The 21584-nt window shown below is 39.8% G+C and carries 26 protein-coding genes and 1 pseudogene; 2 read left to right on the top strand and 25 right to left on the bottom strand.

What is annotated here, in order from left to right:
* Positions 1 to 75: 75 nt before the first annotated feature.
* From BV60_RS0103295 to BV60_RS0103265, 7 genes are all read right to left on the bottom strand, one after another.
* A complete protein-coding gene (locus BV60_RS0103295) occupies positions 76 to 1461 on the bottom strand; it encodes an SPFH domain-containing protein (RefSeq protein WP_051656487.1) in 1386 nt (461 codons plus the stop codon).
* 14 nt (positions 1462 to 1475) lie between these two features.
* Complete coding sequence (locus tag BV60_RS21635; RefSeq protein WP_051656486.1) at positions 1476 to 2636, bottom strand: zinc ribbon domain-containing protein; 1161 nt, start codon at positions 2634 to 2636, stop codon at positions 1476 to 1478.
* Positions 2637 to 2654: 18 nt separating this feature from the next.
* Positions 2655 to 3560: a zinc ribbon domain-containing protein gene (locus BV60_RS21630; protein WP_051656485.1), complete on the bottom strand. Its 906-nt coding sequence runs from the start codon at positions 3558 to 3560 to the stop codon at positions 2655 to 2657.
* Between the two features lie 290 nt (positions 3561 to 3850).
* Positions 3851 to 4621 carry a DUF6591 domain-containing protein gene (locus tag BV60_RS0103280; protein WP_029319498.1) on the bottom strand — a complete coding sequence of 257 codons (771 nt, stop codon included), beginning with the start codon at positions 4619 to 4621 and terminating at the stop codon, positions 3851 to 3853.
* 3 nt (positions 4622 to 4624) lie between these two features.
* The gene (locus BV60_RS23440) at positions 4625 to 4798 is read right to left on the bottom strand and encodes a hypothetical protein (protein ID WP_197029516.1); all 174 of its coding nucleotides are present in this window, start codon (positions 4796 to 4798) and stop codon (positions 4625 to 4627) included.
* 30 nt (positions 4799 to 4828) lie between these two features.
* Positions 4829 to 5935 (bottom strand): hypothetical protein, encoded by a 1107-nt coding sequence (locus tag BV60_RS23435; protein WP_197029515.1) that lies wholly within the window; start codon positions 5933 to 5935, stop codon positions 4829 to 4831.
* Positions 5936 to 5984: 49 nt separating this feature from the next.
* Positions 5985 to 6446, bottom strand: a complete 462-nt coding sequence (locus BV60_RS0103265; RefSeq protein ID WP_029319496.1) for a hypothetical protein — start codon at positions 6444 to 6446, stop codon at positions 5985 to 5987.
* Between the two features lie 50 nt (positions 6447 to 6496).
* Between BV60_RS0103265 and BV60_RS0103260 the strand changes: the two genes are divergently transcribed.
* Together BV60_RS0103260 and BV60_RS0103255 are read left to right on the top strand one after the other, a co-directional pair.
* Positions 6497 to 7204 carry a serine/threonine protein kinase gene (locus BV60_RS0103260; protein ID WP_029319495.1) on the top strand — a complete coding sequence of 236 codons (708 nt, stop codon included), beginning with the start codon at positions 6497 to 6499 and terminating at the stop codon, positions 7202 to 7204.
* Between the two features lie 94 nt (positions 7205 to 7298).
* On the top strand, positions 7299 to 8402 hold the full coding sequence (locus BV60_RS0103255) for a hypothetical protein (RefSeq protein WP_029319494.1): 1104 nt from the start codon (positions 7299 to 7301) through the stop codon (positions 8400 to 8402).
* A 52-nt stretch (positions 8403 to 8454) separates the two neighbouring features.
* Here BV60_RS0103255 and BV60_RS0103250 read toward each other — a convergent pair whose 3' ends face one another.
* The 18 genes and pseudogenes from BV60_RS0103250 to BV60_RS21625 all read right to left on the bottom strand — a co-directional run bounded on the left by BV60_RS0103250 (position 8455) and on the right by BV60_RS21625 (position 21511).
* A complete protein-coding gene (locus BV60_RS0103250; protein ID WP_029319493.1) occupies positions 8455 to 8964 on the bottom strand; it encodes a flavodoxin family protein in 510 nt (169 codons plus the stop codon).
* A gap of 21 nt (positions 8965 to 8985) precedes the next feature.
* Positions 8986 to 10374 carry a topoisomerase DNA-binding C4 zinc finger domain-containing protein gene (locus BV60_RS0103245; RefSeq protein ID WP_029319492.1) on the bottom strand — a complete coding sequence of 463 codons (1389 nt, stop codon included), beginning with the start codon at positions 10372 to 10374 and terminating at the stop codon, positions 8986 to 8988.
* Between the two features lie 204 nt (positions 10375 to 10578).
* A complete protein-coding gene (locus BV60_RS0103240) occupies positions 10579 to 11064 on the bottom strand; it encodes a flavodoxin family protein (RefSeq protein ID WP_029319491.1) in 486 nt (161 codons plus the stop codon).
* 18 nt (positions 11065 to 11082) lie between these two features.
* A complete protein-coding gene (locus BV60_RS24150; protein ID WP_330376183.1) occupies positions 11083 to 12417 on the bottom strand; it encodes an AlkZ-related protein in 1335 nt (444 codons plus the stop codon).
* On the bottom strand, positions 12407 to 12928 hold the full coding sequence (locus BV60_RS0103230; RefSeq protein WP_029319488.1) for a hypothetical protein: 522 nt from the start codon (positions 12926 to 12928) through the stop codon (positions 12407 to 12409). The genes BV60_RS24150 and BV60_RS0103230 overlap by 11 nt, the downstream gene beginning before the upstream one ends.
* Positions 12918 to 13190, bottom strand: coding sequence for a hypothetical protein (locus tag BV60_RS0103225; RefSeq protein ID WP_029319487.1), 273 nt, complete (start codon positions 13188 to 13190; stop codon positions 12918 to 12920). The genes BV60_RS0103230 and BV60_RS0103225 overlap by 11 nt, the downstream gene beginning before the upstream one ends.
* A 312-nt stretch (positions 13191 to 13502) precedes the next feature.
* Positions 13503 to 14063, bottom strand: coding sequence for an NUDIX hydrolase (locus BV60_RS0103220; protein WP_029319485.1), 561 nt, complete (start codon positions 14061 to 14063; stop codon positions 13503 to 13505).
* An 11-nt stretch (positions 14064 to 14074) separates the two neighbouring features.
* Positions 14075 to 14218, bottom strand: coding sequence for a hypothetical protein (locus BV60_RS0103215; RefSeq protein ID WP_156035941.1), 144 nt, complete (start codon positions 14216 to 14218; stop codon positions 14075 to 14077).
* Positions 14219 to 14234: 16 nt separating this feature from the next.
* On the bottom strand, positions 14235 to 15095 hold the full coding sequence (locus tag BV60_RS22570) for an IS1096 element passenger TnpR family protein (RefSeq protein ID WP_081846755.1): 861 nt from the start codon (positions 15093 to 15095) through the stop codon (positions 14235 to 14237).
* 1492 nt (positions 15096 to 16587) lie between these two features.
* Positions 16588 to 17004: pseudogene (locus BV60_RS24460) on the bottom strand (rhodanese-like domain-containing protein); the annotation flags it as partial.
* A gap of 74 nt (positions 17005 to 17078) precedes the next feature.
* Positions 17079 to 17549, bottom strand: a complete 471-nt coding sequence (locus BV60_RS0103200; RefSeq protein WP_029319466.1) for a hypothetical protein — start codon at positions 17547 to 17549, stop codon at positions 17079 to 17081.
* A gap of 147 nt (positions 17550 to 17696) precedes the next feature.
* On the bottom strand, positions 17697 to 18362 hold the full coding sequence (locus BV60_RS0103195) for a topoisomerase DNA-binding C4 zinc finger domain-containing protein (protein ID WP_029319464.1): 666 nt from the start codon (positions 18360 to 18362) through the stop codon (positions 17697 to 17699).
* Positions 18363 to 18518: 156 nt separating this feature from the next.
* Positions 18519 to 18857: a hypothetical protein gene (locus tag BV60_RS0103190; RefSeq protein WP_029319461.1), complete on the bottom strand. Its 339-nt coding sequence runs from the start codon at positions 18855 to 18857 to the stop codon at positions 18519 to 18521.
* A gap of 119 nt (positions 18858 to 18976) precedes the next feature.
* Positions 18977 to 19618, bottom strand: a complete 642-nt coding sequence (locus tag BV60_RS0103185; protein WP_029319459.1) for a hypothetical protein — start codon at positions 19616 to 19618, stop codon at positions 18977 to 18979.
* Between the two features lie 8 nt (positions 19619 to 19626).
* Positions 19627 to 19878: a hypothetical protein gene (locus tag BV60_RS0103180; protein ID WP_029319457.1), complete on the bottom strand. Its 252-nt coding sequence runs from the start codon at positions 19876 to 19878 to the stop codon at positions 19627 to 19629.
* A gap of 28 nt (positions 19879 to 19906) precedes the next feature.
* Positions 19907 to 20476: a hypothetical protein gene (locus BV60_RS0103175; protein ID WP_029319455.1), complete on the bottom strand. Its 570-nt coding sequence runs from the start codon at positions 20474 to 20476 to the stop codon at positions 19907 to 19909.
* Positions 20477 to 20694: 218 nt separating this feature from the next.
* Positions 20695 to 21072, bottom strand: a complete 378-nt coding sequence (locus BV60_RS0103170; RefSeq protein WP_029319454.1) for a DNA-directed RNA polymerase subunit alpha C-terminal domain-containing protein — start codon at positions 21070 to 21072, stop codon at positions 20695 to 20697.
* Complete coding sequence (locus BV60_RS21625) at positions 21032 to 21511, bottom strand: Lrp/AsnC family transcriptional regulator (RefSeq protein ID WP_029319452.1); 480 nt, start codon at positions 21509 to 21511, stop codon at positions 21032 to 21034. The genes BV60_RS0103170 and BV60_RS21625 overlap by 41 nt, the downstream gene beginning before the upstream one ends.
* Positions 21512 to 21584 lie beyond the last annotated feature (73 nt).

Here is a 21584-nt window from a genome sequence, read left to right as displayed (position 1 = left end):
ATAAATCCTATGAACCACTCAAAAACATATTATAAAAAGAGACAAGGCAAAACTACACCTTGTCTCAAGCTTTATTCATTCAGTCGGAATAGGTGGCATTCCATCTCCATTTATCTTTGGAATTGGCGGTGGAACTTGCCCCAATATACTAGCAAGGTCTCCTACATCACCTGCTTTTTGCCACTCAGCCATACCACTTGTCCATACAAGAGATTCTCTAACAAGTTCTCCAGAAGAAACCATCTTCGACAAAGTAGCAATATCAAAAGGTCCTGTGGGCTGACCATTTACAGCAACATTATAAAGTGCACCTGTAATCGGTGGCGGAGTTGTCGGTTGTTGAGGTTGCTGTTGACCGGCTCCGCCCATCATATTGCTCACCTTTCCGGCAATATTCTGTCCAATTGCTCCGCCAACTGCCATTCCAGCCATCATCGCGGCCGGATTAAATCCACCTCCGCCTAGGTTTCCCGCACCTCCAGAACCCATTTTTCCGAGACCCTCAGCACCAGCTACTCCAACATGCTCTTGGGCTTCTGTCTGATAAGCAGCAAAATTAGCAGACTGAGTTTGTTTATGTCTTGCGTAAGCGCCTTCCTTAATATCAACAAACGCTTTTCCAGCCCTTTCAAGGATGCCAAGTTTTTGGCTGTCTCGCATTTCTTTAATTCCAATCTCTGAAGTAGCCTGTATTTGAGCCGTGGTTATGTCTTGTGTTACAGCCTTAAGTTGCTGATATCCCTCGCTTTCTTTATCTACATCTATAGCTGATATATCAACACTGGAAACTGTAACGCCAAATTCTTCTTGAAGTCGGTTCTTTATCTTGGCCTCTACTATTTCATTTATCTGTTCTATTTTACGCTCTAACTGGACAACAGGTATGCCATTTTCCTCAGGAACATTAGATACAACTCCCTTAACGTATCGAATCACCGCATCCTTTATCTGATTTTGAAAATCCTCAACCGAAAAGGTTTCAAGTCTGTGAAGTGACACAAATTCCCTGTAGTCTGTAATTTTAAAACTGATAGTTCCTCTAACTGCTGTAGGAACTCCATAATCCAGGAACCTTGGGTCATATACATCAAAATAAGGTACAGCAAATTTAATCTGAATTATCTGAGCAAGATTAATAAAGTATATTTCAGCTTGAAAAGGGGTACCGCCTTGATATGCCAAGCCTACTATACTTGCCAATACCGGAAAATTGTTAGTTGCAATCACTTCATCAAAAGGCCCTTCAATATATTCTTGAAGTGTGCCATCATTTTGAGAATAAACAAACACAGCCACAGAGCCTTCTCTTACACGTAGTGAAGATCCCCACCGTATAGCATTTTCTCTAGTGTTGTTACCAGATTCTGAACCTGTCGGATGCCATTTCCAAATGAGATATGAAGGCTCATCACAACGAATCTGATCCATAAAGCCTCCATTTTTCCCACTAAAAAGTCCCATTTTAGCCCTCCTTATCATTTCCAATATCTAACAATAATTGGCGTATCAGGTGGCAACCATGCTCCTGAAGTATAATCTGTAGAACCGTTTACTGTTATTTCCTCAACTTCTCCCTTCGTTTCAATCATCTTATCTAACCAACCAGTTAGTAAATCAGTTTGCACAGGTTCCTGTGTAACGTTTGTAAAACCTGCTGCAGTTAGAATCGATACTACATCACTGACCTGTTTGCCAGTTAATGTTTGCGCTGGAAATTGCACTTTTCCAGCATTAGCTTCACTTAAACCTTCCTTCTTTGCCTGAAGATTTTGAATCCTGTTTATTAAACTTGCCCTTGTTTCTGACCAACTATTACTGTAGCTATCCGACATAGCATAAGCAGTAGTTAAAGCAGCGTCATAATTCTCTTCAGCTATATAGGCTTCAATTTGCTTTACTTGTTTTTCAAGTTTCTTTTCGCCACCGCCCAAGAGTAAGGGGAATCCGACTCCCATTAACACCATGAGTAAAATGAAGGGAGCCATAATTTTTATAAAATCGTTTCCGAAAATGCCACCAATTACTTTTTTCCCAACCGACATGGTTTTAGCATTTGAAAGCTCTTTCTTCTTATCAGAATAAAGCTTATTGATTTTCTCAAGATATGGATCATCAGTCAGCAAAATATTTGCCTTTTGCTGCGCTTGCTCAAATTTAGCCATCCATGCTTCGCTGACCTCTTGTTGAGAAACACCGCCTGAAACAACAGTAGCACCTCTTGTATATGAACCGGCATCAATATTTGATGAAGCAAGTATAGCAAACTCGAGAATATCCTCTCTTGTATTAGGTATAACAAAAGTCCGGATTAGATCTATTTTTTTTGAGTTATTAGTTGCACTTGCATAGCTCTTGCTAAATTCTTGAACGGAATTTGCACTTGCAGCCCCTCTCAATTCATATCCGCACTCAGGACAACTCTTAACAAATGATGATAATGTTGCTCCACAATTTGGGCATTTGTGAATTTCACCCTCGTAAACAGTTTCTCTTTTAGTAATGCGAGACGATGCTTTGGTTTCAGCAGAATCTGATGATATATTAGGAGCAGAACTACTGGACATCTTTTTTCCACACTTGCCGCAAAATTTTGCTCCATCTTCCACATAATTACCGCAGTTAGTGCAATATGCCATAATTATTTTCCTCCTGAATCAAAGAATTTCTTTCTTTTTTGCTTCAAATTCTTCTTGGGATATAACTCCAGCATCAACTAAAGATTTTAGTTTTTGGAGCAACTCGATCTGCTGATCAACTGCAAGAGTTCCTTTGGGTGGAACATCAACTGATATATTGGTAGTATCTGCAGATTTTTCAGTCGTAGTAGAGGCCACCAATTCGGTTCCACACTCTGTGCAAAATCTCAAGCTTGGATCTAGCTTTTTTCCGCAATTAGGACATATTATTTCTTGTGGAGTAACTTCAGCTGGCTTTTTTAATCCAATCGCAGCGCCACATGAAGGACAAAACTTTGCCCCTGCTGTTATAGGATTTCCACAGGCAGAACACTTTAATCCCGTATTTATTCCGTTTGCTGCAGAGGTATTACCATTATTATTTACACCTACTGTATTTTTCTTTTTGAGTTTAAAACCAAACTGTTCAGCTATTTCTCTTCCAACATCCTTGAACTCTTCGCCAACTTCCTTGAATGCGCCCAATACAGTATCATCATCTGCCCCATTCTCTGAGCCGCCCTGAACAGTTTCTATTCCAAATAGTTTATTGATTTCATATATCCACGTAGATATGGTTTTTTTGTTTTTTGTTTGAAAACTAAACTGGTCTTCTCCGTCTACCATATACACATCTAAAGTAGCCGTGCCATTAGAGTACTTTCCTTGACGTACTTGTGGCATACCATTGAACACTTTTATTTGATCGAGCGGATAATGATATATTTTTTTTGTACCACCAAACATTCCCTTACTTATACAGATAATTTTCTTATTAGTTAACACAAGCTCATCTGTATACATTGCCATGACACCGCCATGGGCAACACTTGTTTCCTTTAATATAACTATCTCGTCGTAGTCCAAGCCCAAATTATCTGCCATTATTATGTCTCCTTTGCGATACATTTTTTCATGCTTTGTTTAAGCCACGCAGATTTACTTTTTTACAATATCAGGTCTTTGTCTATGCAAACCAGTTTTATAGTATATATGTTTTAATATGTCTGATAGAGTTCATTTTTTCTAATAATCTGATTATTATTATACCGCTAATCGTAAATCCAAGCCACATAATAATAGCCACAAAACCCATGAAAACGCGCAAAAGAGCCATAATCGCAATTCCAAAAACATTAATTTTTTATAAACTACAATTTTGTATATTAAACCAATTAGTTTGTTCCAGAATCTCCCATATTACCAACCACAGTCAGCATTTTTTGTGTACATCTTGTTGTAACCTCAATGTAGTAATTTGCATCAGCCGTGGACATTGATTTCGAATCGTAAGAGTTAACCTTTTCCGCAAAATCAGAATACTCTTGCATTATGCTTGCATAATCCGCTAACAATGATAAGTCGGTTGGGTTCTCAGAATATTTCTGCATGAACTCACAGTACTTATCTACGAAATCCTCATATTCATCCAAGAATGCCACAAGATCTGGATTCACACCTGCTGGAACTTCTTTTCTATCGAAATCCGATTGAGATACGTTTGTTTCATTCTCGCTGTAGACACTTTTAGCTGCATCCATCTCTTTTTCCAACGCATCGTAAGCAATAACATAAGTCAAAAAGTTTACAACAGAAAGAACAATGGCCACAATAGCAAATCCATACAGTTTGGAATGTTTCGACAGACAGATTATTCCGAGCACAAGTGCCGCAATTCCCAATGCTACTGACGGCCATGTAACATGTAAAACTATACATGCTATTCCCAGCACCATTGCAATGATTCCCCAAATTAGATGCATCCTCTTTTCAGGTGTAACATCAGTACTCACTGTCTGCGCATTATATGCCGGAACTGGTGCCGCATTGGCATCCATGGCATTATCCGTTTGAATCGCATCCTGCTGTGGAGCCGGGATTCCACATGCTGTGCAAAAATTACTCCCAGAAGGGATCTCCTTACCACAATTTGAACAGAAAGCCATACCTCAGCCCTCCTTTAACTTCTTAACCTTCTTATTAGCAATTATGAATCCTATGCCACAGAGAATAGCTGTAACTGCACCAACTATACATGCTACACCTATATCTCCGAACATCATCATTCCCATAACAATACCTATTGCGCCCCATATTATCAGTATTATTCCAATAGCAAACATCCTGCTCTCCTTCCTGTTATATCAAGTAGATTACCAATCATTACCCTGAATATATACTTCTACTCTGCTTACCTTTTTCGGATCATAATCTCTTGATAGAATATCTCCAGAGATTTCAAAAGCCTTGGTTTGTCCTGCATCAAATGATTCTATTCCATAGCAAAAGCCCATAACATTGCCATCACTGTCAAAGAACACCGCTCCAGGTTCTGCCAATGAATGATCTTTATCAGTATTATTTGTTCCACGACCTATAACTTTGATATCCATTACAGATCCAACGCTAAAACTCGGATCGCTCACTTCTATCTCGTAGAAATTCTCTGCTTCCCTGGTCTTACCATCTGGCTTAAAGGTAAATCCGTTGGATAGATCTACATCATCAATGCTGTGGTAGTAGGAATAAATATATCCCGTCTGTCCTGGTTTAATTGCCTCGGGGATACAGTTAAGATAATCATCTACCGACAACAGTTTCCCATCATCGTCAACATATTCAAAACGCATATCCGAAAAAGTTATGTTTATGCTGCTGTTATTCTTAATTGCCATATAAGCACTGACATATTTACCGCCATAGCCACTATCAAATACTTCCATTCCAGCGTCAACAGCCTCTATTTTATCCAGTTCCTCTTCAACATTTACTTTTGATGACTCATCCTTTGTTGCCTGCGCAACATTAGTGTTTGTCTCTCCCGCTGCTGAACTATCATCTGTCTTCGTATTCTCTTCAACAGAACCCTTATCGGTATTTGCAGAAGCGCTTGTTATAGTACTATCGCCTATGGTTCCGTTATCAATCTTTTCATATTTTATAAACCATGAACCTAATGAACTTGTTATTTCTGTTACCTTCACATCAGCAGTTGACCCTTCCTTTATATCTGGGTTTCTCGATGAGATGAAATTCAGGTGTTCGCCAGCCCATATGTTATACCCCATGGCAGAGTCAGGATGAAGCTCACTTGCATAAAACCGAACTGTCTTTCCCTCCAGGTTTTCTCCCGCATTAAGAGCTGCCTCAAATGATTCTGCATCACCATAATCAAGCACAACTGATGACTTGCCACAACCAGCAATTACAAGTACAACAAACAACAAACTACAGATAACGCCTTTTATCCTTCTATTCATAGATTTTCACCCCTCTCTGAAAAATGTGAAAGCCATGCGTAATGTATTGTTAATCCTGCATACCGCTTGATCTAAGTGGTTTCATCTTATTAGCCAAAAGCATTTCGTTTATATCAATTATGCTTCCCGGATGTTCGTTAAAGAATGTCATAAGCAATGCATCTCTTGGATCCCGGGCATAAAGCGTATCCATGTGATAAATCTTCAATGCCTGTTGTGTTTCCTTCAGAGTAAATTCAGCAGCATAACATATTCGCAAGATAATATCTCTCTGCTTCGTTACCTTTTCCTCAGAAAGCAATTTGTATCCATATCCTTGTGATATATCTGCTTTGAGGAGGATGTCCTGCTTCTGGAGTCCTTTTTCACGAAACTTCTCATTCATATATTTCATGAAGTCTCGATTACCATCCAGAAGATCCTCTTCATTCTTCTCAACAAACTCTCCGATATTCTCCGGATGAGTATGCTCTAATATTTCTTCCAATTCCTTAGTATTCTTTTTGTACATTGATATCCCCTTTACTGTGCTATACTTTTAATAACAAGCGAGGTATTAGTATGTTTGATAGTTCACTACCCATTTCCTTCTACAAGGAAATAGCTCCACTCAGCGAAGAGCATCAAATTTATATCGTTCAGCATATTGAAACCAAGAAGGTTTATCTAAAGAAGACCTTGAAGGTATACAATCTTGCTGTGTATGAACAACTCTTCAAACATCCTGTCAAGAATATTCCTCGCATTTATGCTATGTATGAGCATGATAATCTTCTTACCATTATTGAAGAATATATCTCCGGTGATACACTGCAGGAAGTAATCGATCTCTGCGGTTCTGTCTCAGAATCCGATGCAATATCTTACTCTATAAAACTCTGCGATATTCTTATTGCATTACATTCCCAAACTCCTGTACTAATCCATCGTGACATCAAACCTTCAAATGTTATTCTTACTGAGGATGAGCGTATTATACTGATTGATTTAAATGCCGCCCGTCAATGCATCAGTGAAAAAGAACGGGACACAAGACTAATCGGCACTGAGGGCTATGCTGCTCCGGAGCAATTTGGTTTTGGCAATTCATCATGCCAGACTGATATTTATGCAGTGGGGAATCTTATTAAGGCACTACTAGGTCTTGATAACAATTCCATGAAAGTATCACCAAAACTATCATCAGTAATAAACAAGTGCTTGGAAATGAATCCAAAAGACAGATATCATTCAGCCCTGCTACTGAAGGCTGCTTTAGAGAAAATATAACGTATTCCCTCCTCACAGGTACATTATAGCAACTACAGAAATATTTACTCCCACCGTAGCAGTGGGAAAATTATAAAAATTTGGAGAACTTTTTATGAAGCTTATCAATTGTCCTGTATGCGGAACCAGATGCTCAGCTGATACTGAAAGGTGCCTTGAATGCGGGTTTGAGATAAAAGAATACTTTTCTGAAAAGAAGCAGATTCAGCCAAAGAAACGTAATCTGGCTGTTATTATTGTGGGAGTTGCATTGCTTACTATAGTTGCTGTATTAGCGATCAGTTTTTCAGCTCAAAAAAAGATCAATAGCCTCAAACATAGCGAAAATACAGAATCATTAGAGGAACTGTTTCCCTCATCAAAATCTACAGAAAAAAACGCTTCCACCATTACTACTGATAGCTCCGGCATTGATGTCAGTGGTGTTTACAGTGGAGATGACCATGAAATACTCGTACTCAATTCTGATGGCCTCGCTTACTATTACTGTGTTTCCATAGAATTCACTGAATTACAATGTCCTTGGTATTTAAAGGGCGGAAATGTTTATATAGATTTTTCAAGGCTTCATTGTACAGTCGAAGCTAAAGCCGATGAAAAGGAACTTCTTTTCAAATCAGACAGCGCAAATTGGAATACTGAACTCTTTACGAGACTTGATGTATCACCAGAGCAATACCTTACAAAAAAGCTTTCAACCTATGACAAAAACGCCACACTGAACTATGATGGCACACTAACATATGAGCTTGACGGTATAACTTACGTCCTTCCCAAAAGTTTTATAGATATGGAAGATGATTTCGATACCATGGAAGACACTTCCGCTTTTATAGATCAGGATGTTCAGCGTAGTTATCTTTCTTCCGTACTCTTTCAAAAAATGCCTGGAAAGGCCTTAGATGCGGCATCTTCAAAAGAAGTCGTATCTACTTTTGTCTCCAGTTTCTACAAAGACATATCTGTATCTGATTGCACCGCAACAGAGGTTGCCGGAAATCCAGGATATATATGTGAAATAGGTGGCTATCTAAACAAAGGTTTTAGCAGTTTAGAAAATTACGAAATTACAGGTTTTGTTGTTGTCTTCTACAATGAGAAAACGTCTAACAATAACTTCATAATGATGGTGCAGAGTTCTAATAGAGACATTGATAATACAGATGTTTTCGGTGAGATTCTAAAGTCAGCACATTGACCCCATAGATGTAAACAGCGATGAGCTCCAAGCCCACCGCTGCATTTATCAATTACAATGATTTAGCTAATTCCCTTATCTCATTCATCTTAGCTTCAGATTTATTCTCATCACCATTTGCGGTAATAACACCTGCTGCCTCGATACCTGCATATCCCATATATGCCTTATACTGAGCAATCGCAGCGTCATATACTCCGGGTGATCCTGAGCTGAGTAGAAGAACAGCCTTCTTAGCAGCTGGCTTACCAATGCAATAAACTCTCTGGATGGCTGCCTCCATCTGAGCTGTCATCGTGAAATAATAGATTGGAGAAGCAAAAACAATAATATCTGCCTCTTTATAAGCAGGCATAATCTTTTCAAGATCATCCTTCTGCACACATGTACCTTCGCCCTTTGTGTGGCAATACTCACAGCCAAGGCATCCGGAAATCTTCATTCTACCAACCTGATATTCTTCTACTTCATGCCCTGCTGCTTCAGCGCCTTCGCGAAATGCCTGAACCATTGCCGATGTGTTCTCTTTTCGCGGACTTCCGTTAAAAATTGCTACCTTCATCTCCTACCTCCTTATTGTGTGTTATCTAATTGACCTTGTATATCTGCACCTGGGATATCCGCTGCATCCCATGAATCTTCCATTTCTTCCGTTACGCTCAATCAACCTGCTGCCGCATTCAGGACATATATTAGGATCATACCTTTGTTTTGCTCTTTGCGGAATCGTTATCTCTACCGCAGCTGCCGGATTGTTCCTTGAACATTCTACACAGGTACCAAGATTGATATGATTAGGCCCACCATACGAAGAAAACTCTTTGACCGGAGCAATCTTTCCGCAGAATTCACATTTTATCCATCTAACACCATTCTCATCCTTAATCTGTGTTTCCTGTTGTTCGAATCCTGCTGCCATGTTTCGGGCAAATTCTTCTGCAGCCTTACGTTTTTCAGCTTCGGCAGCCTCTCTCAGCCGCTTCTGTTCTTCCTGATACTCTCGCTGCTTACGTTCATACTCTTCTTTAAGGCGCTGCTGCTCTTCCTGCTTTCTTTTACGTTCTGCTTCAGCTTCTTCCTGCCTTCTTTTACGTTCTGCTTCAGCTTCTTCCTGCCTTCTTTTACGTTCTGCTTCAGCCTCTTCCTGCTGTCTTACCCTTCGGTCATGCTCCCGGTCCTGCTTTTTGCGGAATTCAAACCAGGCTCTGTCGTACATAGAATCAAGAAGCTCACCATGCAATATGAGATTGTTATCTTCATCAAAATCATATTCACTGAGCATACCATCAGTAACCGGTACCTCACACCACAGTCCATCTATATCCTGATCATACAGCACAGCTTCAAGTCTGGCTTTTTCATAATCGACACCATCAATAGATAATAGAAGGCAGAAGCCCTGTCTGCTCTGTATCTTCATCAGCCATTCTGGGAATTGACCTTCTGCTCCTCCATTCATGATGTCTGTTATATAAATCAGCTTTATATCCTGACTGTTCATATCCAGAACATCTAGCTTCTCATCAGTGATATTTGCTCTATCCCGGAAATAGCTGACTGCTATCTTCTTTTTCATCGACAGAAATGAAAACTCATATTTCCTGTCTATATCATCTATCGCATTAATAGGCACACGAGTATCAACATCACCAGTTGCAAGCTTATCGTCAAGCCAGCATTTCAAAACAATCTTTGATTCAATGGACGTTTTGCCCTCTGTGACAGCTGTACATTCAAGTTCCGTATCAGAATCCTTTATTCTGAAATGCTGCTCCCGTAGGTTTTTATCACCCGCAACAAGAATAAGATTAGCACCACAACCACAAGGACAGAACAGTTCATTATGCCTGCTCTTTTCTCTTAGCCAGTTTAGCTTATCAGGAATATTTATCTGTTTGCCATTTATCACGGTAAAAATAGACTCAATTCCTATCGTTTTCCCATCACAAATCGCTTCTGTTCTCTGTGCCATAAATTACCCCTAATTTTGTCACCTCTCCATCATCAAGCCTTAATATAATCTGGCGATTTATAGCACTATCCAGCTCTATAATTCGCCAAAATACTTTATCACAATGTATTTTTGGCTATTTATGAATGGTTTTTGCATCTTGCAACAAACATCCCAAACTCACCATTCTTCCAGCACATATCAGAACTCCTCTTTTGCTGATGTTTATTGCAGTATCTTCTTACTGAAAAGATCAAGCTTAAGGTCATTCTCTTCAGACGGCTTTTCTTTCGGGTCTATGAAAATAGCTGTCTCATAGAAATCTTCAATCTCAAGCAGAGCCTTCAGTTTTGAAAATGCCTTTTCTGCACCTGCGCCACTCTGGCAGGCAAAGGCTGATATCCTCTTTCCTTTTAGTGCTTCAAAGTTATCCGACACAAATGTTCTTATCGGAGGTGTGATGTTTCCAGCCCACACAGGAAAACCGATAATAACCTCATCTACATCGGCATCAAAAGTATATGGTTCCAGCTCCGGCTTCTCAGCCATGACAGCAGCTTTTCCTCCCCAGAAAAACTTGGCAAAGCCTTTGTCCGCAAAAGCTTTCATAGGAACCAGCTTAAGTTTTTCTGCTCCGATCTTATCAGCCAGCTTGTTTGCAATATATTCAGTATTTCCCTCAAGGGAAAAATATACTATCAGTCTTTTCATGCGCTACCTCCAATCCACTTATACAAACGGCCTTTCGTGAACTGTCTCAATCAATCCAGCCTTATACAGCGCATTCTCAACTTCAGCTGCGCCTCTATATGCTATGCCGGAAACCTTCCATTCCCAGCGTTCCTGCCTTGCAAGAAGAACAAGCAGTCCCACATTGGTAATGCCCATCTTGTTCAGACATCTGACATTTACCGCTGAAATGCCCTTTATGCTTCCTATCTCATCCCATACAAGCTTTGCCTGTTCATATTTTCCGCGGGACTCATATTCTACCTGAAGTGCCACAACTGCTTTCTTATTATTCTGGACTGTAGCCTCATAGCCGTCCCTGATCCATGGAAAAATAAGCTCTCTCTTTAGCCTGCCTGTGGCAACCTTGCCAAGCTGTCCGCCTCTGCCATCAGAAACACCGAACTTCTCAGCCATCTCTCTATAGGTGAGACCGTCCTGGTATCTGTACTTAAGTGCCTCCTGATCTCTGTCCTTAAGCATGGTGATGCTATATTCCAATCCCATAATCTGATCTGACGTAGGTTCTTCATCAAAACCAAGTGCCTTGAAAAGATTCTGCGGATATTGCACTTCCTTTTTCTTTTTAGACTTGACCTCTGCAGCAACTACACCACCTATCAGCTTTCTGATAGCATCAGCTCCGGCAATTGGATAAAGATCCATGATATGCTGAGCGATAGCTTTACCAGAATCAGTAGGATTCTCGCTGTATCTTGATGTCACATGTTCATAACCCCATATAGACTCAGGCATAGAATAAACAGCTATTGGCCAGCCATAAAACTCGCCTTTCTTGTTTTTCCTCTGACGGAAATCCCTGACCGTAAGATAAGTCTTCATCTGAAGCTCAGTTAAAGTGCCTTCAAAGCCCTTTTCTCCACCTTTCCCAAAGCCAGCCTTTGTCTTTATCTCATTGGAATATATCCCATCCTCAGCCTCAAAGAGATCCATGATCTTCTTCTGTCTTCTTGAAGCCTTCTCATCATCCCAGAGAGCATCAAAATCATATCCATCACGCCTGTAGTTAGCAAAGTATGGCAGCCATTCTTTTGATATAAAACCGGCTTTCCTCTCAAAGAACTTGCCATATGCCACCTCACCGCTCCTAGCGATCAGCTCACGCCATTCCCATGGATCCACTTCCGGATCTCCACACCACCAATACCCGGGAACAGTTCTTTCTTCCAGCGAAAATCCCGGAATATCATTCTTGAAAAGTGGCAAAAAACCTATCTCGTTTATGTAATTTATCACATCCTGTACTGTATGCAGACATTTGGGATCATCCCACTCAACCCCATACATAATCCAGGTTCCATTTTCATTCCCCATCCATATCCTCGCTCAGCAGCTGGTTGTCATTTTTAGTCATTCGGTTTCTTCTGATAACCATAGAAATCATTAATATAGGAACCGTAAAAAAGCTGATGAGCCCCAAAACAGTTCCGTACTTAACTTTCGAATCAAATAGTTCCAGGAAATGAGCCACGAATTCAGCCAGAAGGCACAGAATAACAGCTACGATCAACAGAATTGTATAGCCCACTCTCCATCCTTTTGTATATTCTTCTGTATTTTTTGATAGTACAGAAGAATGCCATTTCCACAGCAGCAAACAAGCCGCGATATCAATTGCAATCCCTAATACAAAGAATACCGGATTCACCTCTACTACACGTGATGACCATGGCAGGATAAATATCCATGTGATCTCAGTATCAACAGTCTTTACGTCAAAATATTCAATGAATATAGTACCAAAAGAAACAGCTATGATAGCAAGATAATATAAAACACTGAGGCCAAAAATAGCTTTTAAACTGTACTTATTGCTATCTTGCAATTCCTTTAGCCTCCCTTCGATTCAGTACAAGCATTACAAGCCTGCACACTACGCCCAAAATAAGGATCTTAAATCCATTCCTGATCAGCGCATCACCTATTCCCATGTTAATCGCATATTGTATCCGAAGCTCCTCGGTAGGATCCTGATATGGAATCCCAGCCTTTATCATCCAGTAATACAGTCCTATGACCAAAACCATAACTCCGGCAATAATCATGCCATTTAATATATTCTTTATCGCACTCCCCAATCTGCTCATACTGTAATCTCTATCTGATTCTCCTTCTGAACGTTCTGAACTTTAAACTCTTTAGTTCGTTGTTCATCACTTTTTTACAATTTATTAACAGCTCATTTAGGTTGGGTTAATGTTCGGTCGGTATTATAAGTACATCAAGAGGAACACAAAACCTCCTGATACCCCACAAACAAAAAATTCTTTTTCATAACACCTCTCCAGTTCAGAACTGGAGAGTCCTCCCTAAAACAACGCCGTGGCTTCACACTGTCACGGCTTAATATATGCTTATTCTTTCTACATCCATGTATCTTTTGTTACCATGAAATTCCCTTAATTTACGCCGAGATACTTCATCACTGTTTCAAGGCCTTCAGTCGGAACGCAAAAAGTTCCATCCCTGTGTTCACAGCCTTTTACGACATCCTCCACATCAAACCATCTGACTTCTTCAACCTCTTCAGTCTGAAGTACAAGATTAGTTTCATCCACGGGTTTTTCATAAACATAAACAAACGCAACTTCATTGTCCCTGAACATTTTGCCGTGAAACTCCATGGCATAGTTGATATGAAATTTTCCTGCATAGGTAAGGTCTCCCTCGTTAGCCTTTATGCCAAGTTCCTCAAAAAGTTCTCTCTGAGCTGACTCAAGCGGCTCATCTCCAGCCTGGATATGCCCTGCAGATGAGGTATCATACATAGAGGGAAAAGACTCTTTCTCGGCACTTCGCTTCTGTAGCAGTACCTGATAGGATTGACCGCCCTTTCTCACAATCCAGATATGGGCTGTCCTGTGCATGATACCCTTTTCATGGGCTTCAGATCTTGCGACTGTCTTTCCGGTCACAAAGCCATTTTCATCAGTTATATCAAAAATTTCTTCTGATCCCACTTTTTATTTCCTCACTTGCTTATAGTCTTTTTGTATGCAGAACGACCAACGAAAAATCCTGCCAATCCAAACAATGATGATATTGCCAGCAATATTGCTGTTACAATCCATTCCCTTTTAGTATCATTTTTCATATTCATCAGCCTCTGTTTCATATCAAGTAACCCATTTTTAAAACAGGAAGAAATCATCATCATCGTCATTAAATCTGCGGCACTCTTCCTGCCAGTCTGCCATCTCTTCCTTGAAAAGAGTACACAGTTCCTTATATTTTTCTATGCTTATCTCACCGTGATCTGCCATACACTTGTAAAACTTCTTTATGCTGGCTCCGGTAGTCTTAAGATTATTAGGTGTGGACCACATACACTTGTGGATGTAATAGTATCCAAAAAAATCCCGAAGATTAAAGGACTCTGCTCCAGCTTTCATGTCCGTGCATTCCTCATCTGTAAATGGCAGATAATCCGTCAGATAAAAATCAACGTTATCCATATGATTCTGTATGGTCTTAGCAGAAATCCCTGAAGCCTTCAGGTCTTTTAAAAACATGTCCAGATACTTTTTGTTCTCTTTTCTGGCTTCAATGGCTTCATCAGGTTCTTCATCATAATCATCGTCATCTTCCCAGTCGTCATAATCCGGGTACTGTTCTACACTACCCTTTTCTTCTGTCACGTGAGCAATCACACGTGTCTTTTCATCATGGATATCCTGCACCTGAATCTCAAATACCCAGTCATCTCCAAAATCGTAATGCAGGATAAACTTCTGTCCTTTTTGAAGTCCCAGCTTATCAAGCTTTGTATCAGTCGATGGCTGTCCTTTATATTCCGGATCACAGGAATAATTGTCATCCGAGTATAGTTTCCCAGTCATACTAAATTCATACATATGCTCATGGATAAAATCAAAAGCTGCAAGGATCACCTCACATAATCTGTCCAGGGTATCATTCCCCGATATCTCTATCACCCTGTATGTTTTTCTTGCCTGTCCCTGCGGATAGACCTTCAAAGTATATTGTTTCATTTTGTTATCAACTCCCCTTACTCTATTTTTAAAATCCCATTCTCCACACTGAGTTATTCCCATCTATGCCAAAGAGAATATACGCAGTAAGCTCATCGCCATCAAATTTGTCTTCCAAAAAGTATTCTGGAAGGATATTCAATACCTTTTCATCGATTCCACTTTTCATTGTTCCAGGACAATACAAATAGTATCTCGATCCTCCATTATCAAATCCCGGAACTTCTATAAAGTTTATGGTTGAGACAGAGCCCTTGGTGTATTCATGTGTTTCACTTGTTCCAGCTTCGTAGGCCAATGCATACTCGGATAACTGCAGCTCATATATCGTGTCTGCTGGCTTTCCCACAACCGTAAACTTTCCTGTAAACTCATTTCTATTAGTAATACTGCTGCCATCAGCATCATTATATTGCCAGTCACTGAAGCTTCCACTTATGCTTCCATCCGCGGCTATATTCAGTGTTGTCTGTTTGCCATCTTCAGATGTAAGCCAGAAACTGATAGGGAAATACTCCCTCTTTTCAAGGAAATTATCAGCATTGTATGTTGCGATATAAGGTTCAAACGTGTAATCAAGAGTCTGCCACTCTATGTTTTTCCCGTTCTTTATATCCTCTGTAAGACCTTCCGCAGCTTCTTTGTCCGCTATCATCTGGTCTATCTCTTTCAGAGTATTAATCTGAAGTCCTTCCTGATCAAAGAACTGCTTTAGAGGATGTGTGTCTGCATAGATAGAATCGTCATCTACAAGCTTGGCATAAAAATATCCGCGGAATCCATTCCCCCACTCATCTTCTGAATCTTCATCAGCAAGCTTTGCATAAGTATAGTAATATTCGGAGTCATCATCAGGGTCATTATTAAAATCAAACTGCAAAAAGCAGTATTCGCCATCAAGCAGTGTACCCTCCGGTACCATGTGAGATTCACCATTAAACCACAGATCTCCGCCATAGCCACCAGGCACTATACCGGCTGTGGATGAATCAGAATAGATAAAATGCCATTTACCATCAGCATCTATGAAACTCTTATCGTATCCGTGATAAGCAGCCCCGCCTGAGCCATCACCAAAGATATAGCCATATTCATTCATGAAGATCGAGCTTCTTGACCATGCCACATCGGAATAGATTGTCTGGAGCGTACCATCAATATCTTTTATAACAAGATGCTGCTCCCATCCTTCCATGCTCATGGGTGTATAGATGATAAGAGCCAGCTCCTTATTTCCATCATTGCCACAGTCTATATAAGAGTATTCTATTCTGTCGAGCCATATCTTAGAATCGGGATTGTCAGCAATATATGCTGCAATGATTGTATTTACAAGTTCTTCAAGGGTTAAGTCCTGATCCTTGACGCTCTCGAAATTAAAATAATAACCAAAATCGCTCTCTGTTTTTATACGGACAGTAGTCTCATTGTGCAGAAAGCTCTCATAAAGAGCTTCTGAAGATACTTTTTCAGTTTCTTCCTTCTCTATCTCGCCAGTCTCTATATCTCCAGTCCAATCGATAATGCCGCCAAACTCATAGACATTGGAATAACCCATGTCTGCCAGCTTCTGAGCTGCCTCTTTACTCCTTCTCCCTGAACGGCAATACACAAGGATTATTTGGTCAGGATCAGGAAGCTCAGCAGGCGGTTCAGTTTCAATACTCTCGTTAGGAATCAGGATTGCTCCAGGTACGTGTCCTTCATCATACTCATCCTGCCTTCTGACATCCACTATCACATGTCCGTCATCCTGTGCCATCATCTGTTTAGCTTCTTCCTGAGTTATCTGCGTATACTGCTGGATGTTAAACATTCCGTCACCATCCATGACCTGCCCTTCGCCCCGATTACATCCTGAAAAAAGGAGCGCAACCATTACTACGAGAAACGTAATCAGCTTTTTCATAGATACTTCCTGCCCTTTTGACATAACTACAGTTTCAGCTTTGTCTTATTCCATTACAAAAATGCTTCCTATTTTCATACTTTTGAAATCAGACTATTCTTCACACATATTCTTAAATCAAGCGTTTTCTCCATAGTGTGTACAGATTTACGCTTACCGTTACCAATAACAAATTTTACTGTAACCATGTTATTTTTCTTAGAAACTATCTCGCCTATACCAAATTTGGTATGACTTATTTTGTCTCCAACCTTGAATCCTATGACAGCCGACTTAAGTTTTCCAGGCTTGTCCGCCTTTGTTGATTTTGAATTCTTCACCCGAAGCAACTGTGCTTTTTTCTCATCAATATGAGTTGCATTCTCATCAAGTTCAAAAAACTTACATCCACGCCATGAATTATATCCATCCTCTGGAAGATATAATGGACGTTTACTACATGATTTATCATCGGACATATAGTACTTACAGTCTTTACATGAAATCTTTCTTTTAAGACCATCTATATGCTCAATTGTAAATGAATTCTCATATCCCCATGCCATATTATTCATCCCCATTAAACAAATTATATAATTACAGTTAGTCACTATTTGAAAATCCTCTATACTCAAATAGGGTAAACATTTATTATTCCTTCACAGACTTTCAATAATAGTGTTTATCCATCTCCACTTTTTTTACCGAAAACATCAGATCATTTCTGTATATTCGCATTCAGGAAATGCTGAGCATCCAAAGAATTGTCCAAATTTCCCTGTTCGTAGTACCATTTGCTCACCGCACCTTTTACAAATTCTTGTTTTTGTTAGCATTTTCTTGGTGACTTTTCTCTTCATTTCAGGATTATGTGAGATAATTTCCTTCTCTTTCTTAACATATTTCACCGGTTTATTATTTGTAAACTTTTGTTCATTAAAATGTAATTTTGTATGACAATCATCATGCAATATAACAAGATTTTGCATACATTCCTCAAAGTCCTCTCCATTATGCCATTTGCAATACTCGCAGTTGGGAACAGGAATTGTTCTATTAGGCTTTTTATATGTTGGTTTACTCTCACGGATCAACGATTTCTTTGATGAATGTAAAACGCAAAGATTCAAATAACTACGATGATGAACAATATTGTAATAATCATTTTCATATAAAGCGCGTCCACAATATAAACATTTTCCTTCTTGTCTTCTAGATAGATAGTTCTTCACAAATGAACTCGCCTGCATTAAACATGCAAAAATCACCCACCGTTCATAGTTCTCTGTATTCTTAAAAGCATTTCCATATACATACTTGGGATACTTAGGAACAAATTCATACTCTCCGCCATCTTTGAAGATTGTACTACTTTCCATACTATTAACACCTTAATGGTTCTCTTCTCTGTGCCAAAACTATTTACAACACATATGAAATCAAGTCTTTTACTATTTTATTGAAAATTATATTTATATTCTTATTTCCAAGATATCCAAACGGAATACCCTTTTAGATAATGTGCTCATCGGCACTTAATCTAACGGCTCCAAATACTCAACATCTTTTCCGTGTGCCAAAGCATACTCTATCTCAGACCGAGTGCTGCTGCCGATGTACCCGCCGACATTTATAACATATATTGAGTCCGCCATATCGATCTTACGTTTATGCATGTCATCCAACATTTCCTTGGTCTTAGTCAAGGTTCCTTCGTCCATGTTTTCCCAGACTTCCTGATCACCTGAATGCCCAAACAATCCTACGCTTATCACAATGCATCCCTGCAGAGTCAGCCTCTTCTGAGCTTCCATGAATTCATTCTTAAAGCGCGTACTTCCACATAAAGTTACCACTTTGTATCCGCCAACCATAGGACCTTCTCCTCCGTAAAATCACATAACAATATTATAAACCACACGGACATATTTCTTATATGCAAATTGAGCCGGGATGCCTATCAAAACACTTCCCAGCTCAATCAAAAATCACATTATTCACGCATCCAGTCCAAAACCGCCACTGGAGTTTGTTTACCATCACCAATATCATAGGGCAATATCTTAACCAGATCACCTTCATGAACTCCCATAAGATTATTATAGGGTTCATTTAAAAGCTTTGCTATTATGCCACCATCTTCAGACCTACTCTGCTCAGTAACCCACATCTTTTCAACCTTTTGGTCAGGTGCGATAAACACAGCAATAACATCATTGGGATATGCCGGATGTCTGAACTCATCAAATAAAATATCTTCGCTAACAGCTGTCCTATCTTCTAAATAGCCATAGGATTCTTTGATTTTATCTGCAAAGTCGGCAAATGACGGCATATCCTTTTCATCAAATACTGCCGCATCACATTCCAGGCCACCTTCACGTATGATCAGTGCAGCTGTCATCTCTCTTTTATTCTTGTATTCAATATTTCCATCTTCTGACACAGTAGCCCAACAAACTGCATGGTAACTGAGACCACACTGATTGTCCAAATAGCAATATGTCAAAAGAGCATTATCTTCTTCCTGTCCCTGTAGCGTCTGCTTGAATGCCTTAACTCGGTCATTAGGCAGATTATAAAAGAGTACAAAATGATACGGAAGATCCTTAGTATTATATAATCTGATATCCATAGTCACCCTCAAAAATCATCTCCAAAGCCACCATCGAAATCATCAACATCATATCCGGCATCTTCAAGTGCTTCCCGGCGCTCATCAGCATCCATAAACTCCAGCTCATCCAGAAGCTCTTCTTCCTCATCTACTTCAGTATTTTCGTCTTCGGAAAAAATGGTGCTGTTGATAAATGCTGTCTCGCTGGCATCAATCTTTCCATCATGGTTTAAATCAAAAGGTGTATTTCCAAATAATCTATCAAAAGGTCCTGTCATAGTTCACGTCCTCCTTTCACAAATCCCATCAATAATTGTCGTTCCAGTAATCCTCAGCTGCATCATAAGCTTCATCTTCATCATCGTAGTCATCTTCGTAATCGTAAAACTCTTCATACTTGTCATCAGCAAAATCCTGCGCTGACTTGTAATTGTGAACATCGTAGGAGTCATAGGTCTTCTTGGAAGACTTATAGCTCTTGGAACTACTCTTTTTCGTGGTGGACTTGTTCCCTGAATACGTGGAAGTACTCTTCTTTGTTCCAGAACTTGATGATTTCTTCGTCTTGCTACTTCCGCTTGAATAGGACTGTTTGTGATCCTTACAATATTTGCTTGTCCCATCTACATCCATGTAGCAGCTGCTCACAGCGCATTTATGAGCGCTGCAGTATGAATAGTCATTCATTCTCTTATTCGTGCAGGATGCATGATGACATCTATGTGCAAAACAGTATGAACAGCCCTTATCAGCATCGTGTTTACAGCCGCTCACACTGCATTTGTTTGCTGCTTTTGACTCTATTGTGACCGGATTAGAAAATAAAAAAGAAGCAGCTACTGTAAGTATGATAAAAGTTTTTATTATTCTCTTCATGATGATTACCTCCATTTCCCAGGTAAAAGGCTTCTATCCTGTTTTAACTATAACTCTGGATATTGCCAAGATATATATTCGCTTCTGCAGATAAGGCATCTGTAAATTGCTAAAACTGCGGTTCAATGTTGTCTGCTCCTATCTGATGATTCTATTGTGCCACATTACCTATCCAATAAATCTCCCTGTAATATCGCACATCAGTTTGCCCATTTCCATCAGCCGTGTTTCCTGGCATTCAGTATCATCACTTCCCTAACATAGCCTTCTCTTTTCTCCTGTGGGAGTGCATTGAACTGGTATAAAAAGAGTTTTTCCATTATTTCCCTGCAGCTTTTTGAACCGCAGTTCTTGATCTTACCAATTTCAACTCCACCGGCAATTGCCTCCGCAAGCTGTCCTATGTTGGAATAACCAGCTCTTTTCAGGGAATTGTATGCCCTGACATTCAGGTCAAGTGCCTCGATTGGCGTATCGCTCATTTTCTGGTTAAGGTAAAAATTGAAGTAGAACTTTCCTCCTTTTTTCTCGTGAACCCTGTATCCTGCAAGGGTTTCAATTATCTGTGTTAGTGTCCGACTCTGATCCTGGTTCATATTTGATTCCTCCATAGACATCCTTGATGACATCCTGGACCTGGCGAACATGGAACTCCTTGAGATCGCCTTCACAATCCTTGTCTATCATCTTGGCCAAATACTTAAGATTTTTGGGCGAATCAGATACTGCAACCATATGGATATGATTTTCTTTATGCGTAGTAAAAATCTGACGGACATAGGCTGTACGTGTAGCGACATACTTCAGAACCTTTTCAAAACTCTCATCCGTGGTAACTATATCCATCAGCATGGTGATCTCATCATCACGCTTGATATAGGTGTTATAGCCACGGATAATGCCTGCTGCCTCAAGCTTATCAATCCGCTTCTTGGCTGCCACACGTGATATCCCAAGTTCATTGCCAATTTCCTGGTAGCTCATACGGGCATTACCTTTGATCATGTCCAAGATTTTCTTATCTGTTCCATCCATAAATCTCTGCTCCTATCAGTGTCGACTCTGATTAAGCTGATTATATTCGGCAAAGGATTTCTGCGCAATATAA

It is taken from the genome of Butyrivibrio sp. AE3004 (assembly GCF_000703165.1).
Lineage (GTDB): Bacteria > Bacillota > Clostridia > Lachnospirales > Lachnospiraceae > Butyrivibrio.
The sequence above is the reverse complement of the archived record's forward strand: the minus strand, read 5'-3'. Positions and strand labels throughout refer to the sequence as shown.

Excerpts from the sequence above, each read along its gene's own strand:
- BV60_RS0103225 (WP_029319487.1), bottom strand. The coding sequence starts at position 13,190 with ATGAGCAGATTGGGGAGTGCGATAAAGAATATATTAAATGGCATGATT.
- BV60_RS0103185 (WP_029319459.1), bottom strand. The coding sequence starts at position 19,618 with ATGGATATCAGATTATATAATACTAAGGATCTTCCGTATCATTTTGTA.
- BV60_RS0103260 (WP_029319495.1), top strand. The coding sequence starts at position 6,497 with ATGTTTGATAGTTCACTACCCATTTCCTTCTACAAGGAAATAGCTCCA.
- BV60_RS22570 (WP_081846755.1), bottom strand. The coding sequence starts at position 15,095 with ATGAAACAATATACTTTGAAGGTCTATCCGCAGGGACAGGCAAGAAAA.
- BV60_RS0103250 (WP_029319493.1), bottom strand. The coding sequence starts at position 8,964 with ATGAAGGTAGCAATTTTTAACGGAAGTCCGCGAAAAGAGAACACATCG.
- BV60_RS24150 (WP_330376183.1), bottom strand. The coding sequence starts at position 12,417 with ATGGGGAATGAAAATGGAACCTGGATTATGTATGGGGTTGAGTGGGAT.
- BV60_RS0103175 (WP_029319455.1), bottom strand. The coding sequence starts at position 20,476 with ATGAAGAGAATAATAAAAACTTTTATCATACTTACAGTAGCTGCTTCT.
- BV60_RS0103190 (WP_029319461.1), bottom strand. The coding sequence starts at position 18,857 with ATGGTTGGCGGATACAAAGTGGTAACTTTATGTGGAAGTACGCGCTTT.
- BV60_RS23435 (WP_197029515.1), bottom strand. The coding sequence starts at position 5,935 with ATGAATAGAAGGATAAAAGGCGTTATCTGTAGTTTGTTGTTTGTTGTA.
- BV60_RS0103200 (WP_029319466.1), bottom strand. The coding sequence starts at position 17,549 with ATGGCATGGGGATATGAGAATTCATTTACAATTGAGCATATAGATGGT.
- BV60_RS23440 (WP_197029516.1), bottom strand. The coding sequence starts at position 4,798 with ATGTTTGCTATTGGAATAATACTGATAATATGGGGCGCAATAGGTATT.
- BV60_RS0103280 (WP_029319498.1), bottom strand. The coding sequence starts at position 4,621 with ATGGCTTTCTGTTCAAATTGTGGTAAGGAGATCCCTTCTGGGAGTAAT.
- BV60_RS0103240 (WP_029319491.1), bottom strand. The coding sequence starts at position 11,064 with ATGAAAAGACTGATAGTATATTTTTCCCTTGAGGGAAATACTGAATAT.
- BV60_RS0103265 (WP_029319496.1), bottom strand. The coding sequence starts at position 6,446 with ATGTACAAAAAGAATACTAAGGAATTGGAAGAAATATTAGAGCATACT.
- BV60_RS21630 (WP_051656485.1), bottom strand. The coding sequence starts at position 3,560 with ATGGCAGATAATTTGGGCTTGGACTACGACGAGATAGTTATATTAAAG.
- BV60_RS0103255 (WP_029319494.1), top strand. The coding sequence starts at position 7,299 with ATGAAGCTTATCAATTGTCCTGTATGCGGAACCAGATGCTCAGCTGAT.
- BV60_RS0103195 (WP_029319464.1), bottom strand. The coding sequence starts at position 18,362 with ATGGAAAGTAGTACAATCTTCAAAGATGGCGGAGAGTATGAATTTGTT.
- BV60_RS21625 (WP_029319452.1), bottom strand. The coding sequence starts at position 21,511 with ATGGATGGAACAGATAAGAAAATCTTGGACATGATCAAAGGTAATGCC.
- BV60_RS21635 (WP_051656486.1), bottom strand. The coding sequence starts at position 2,636 with ATGGCATATTGCACTAACTGCGGTAATTATGTGGAAGATGGAGCAAAA.
- BV60_RS0103295 (WP_051656487.1), bottom strand. The coding sequence starts at position 1,461 with ATGGGACTTTTTAGTGGGAAAAATGGAGGCTTTATGGATCAGATTCGT.
- BV60_RS0103180 (WP_029319457.1), bottom strand. The coding sequence starts at position 19,878 with ATGACAGGACCTTTTGATAGATTATTTGGAAATACACCTTTTGATTTA.
- BV60_RS0103170 (WP_029319454.1), bottom strand. The coding sequence starts at position 21,072 with ATGAACCAGGATCAGAGTCGGACACTAACACAGATAATTGAAACCCTT.
- BV60_RS0103215 (WP_156035941.1), bottom strand. The coding sequence starts at position 14,218 with ATGAAACAGAGGCTGATGAATATGAAAAATGATACTAAAAGGGAATGG.
- BV60_RS0103245 (WP_029319492.1), bottom strand. The coding sequence starts at position 10,374 with ATGGCACAGAGAACAGAAGCGATTTGTGATGGGAAAACGATAGGAATT.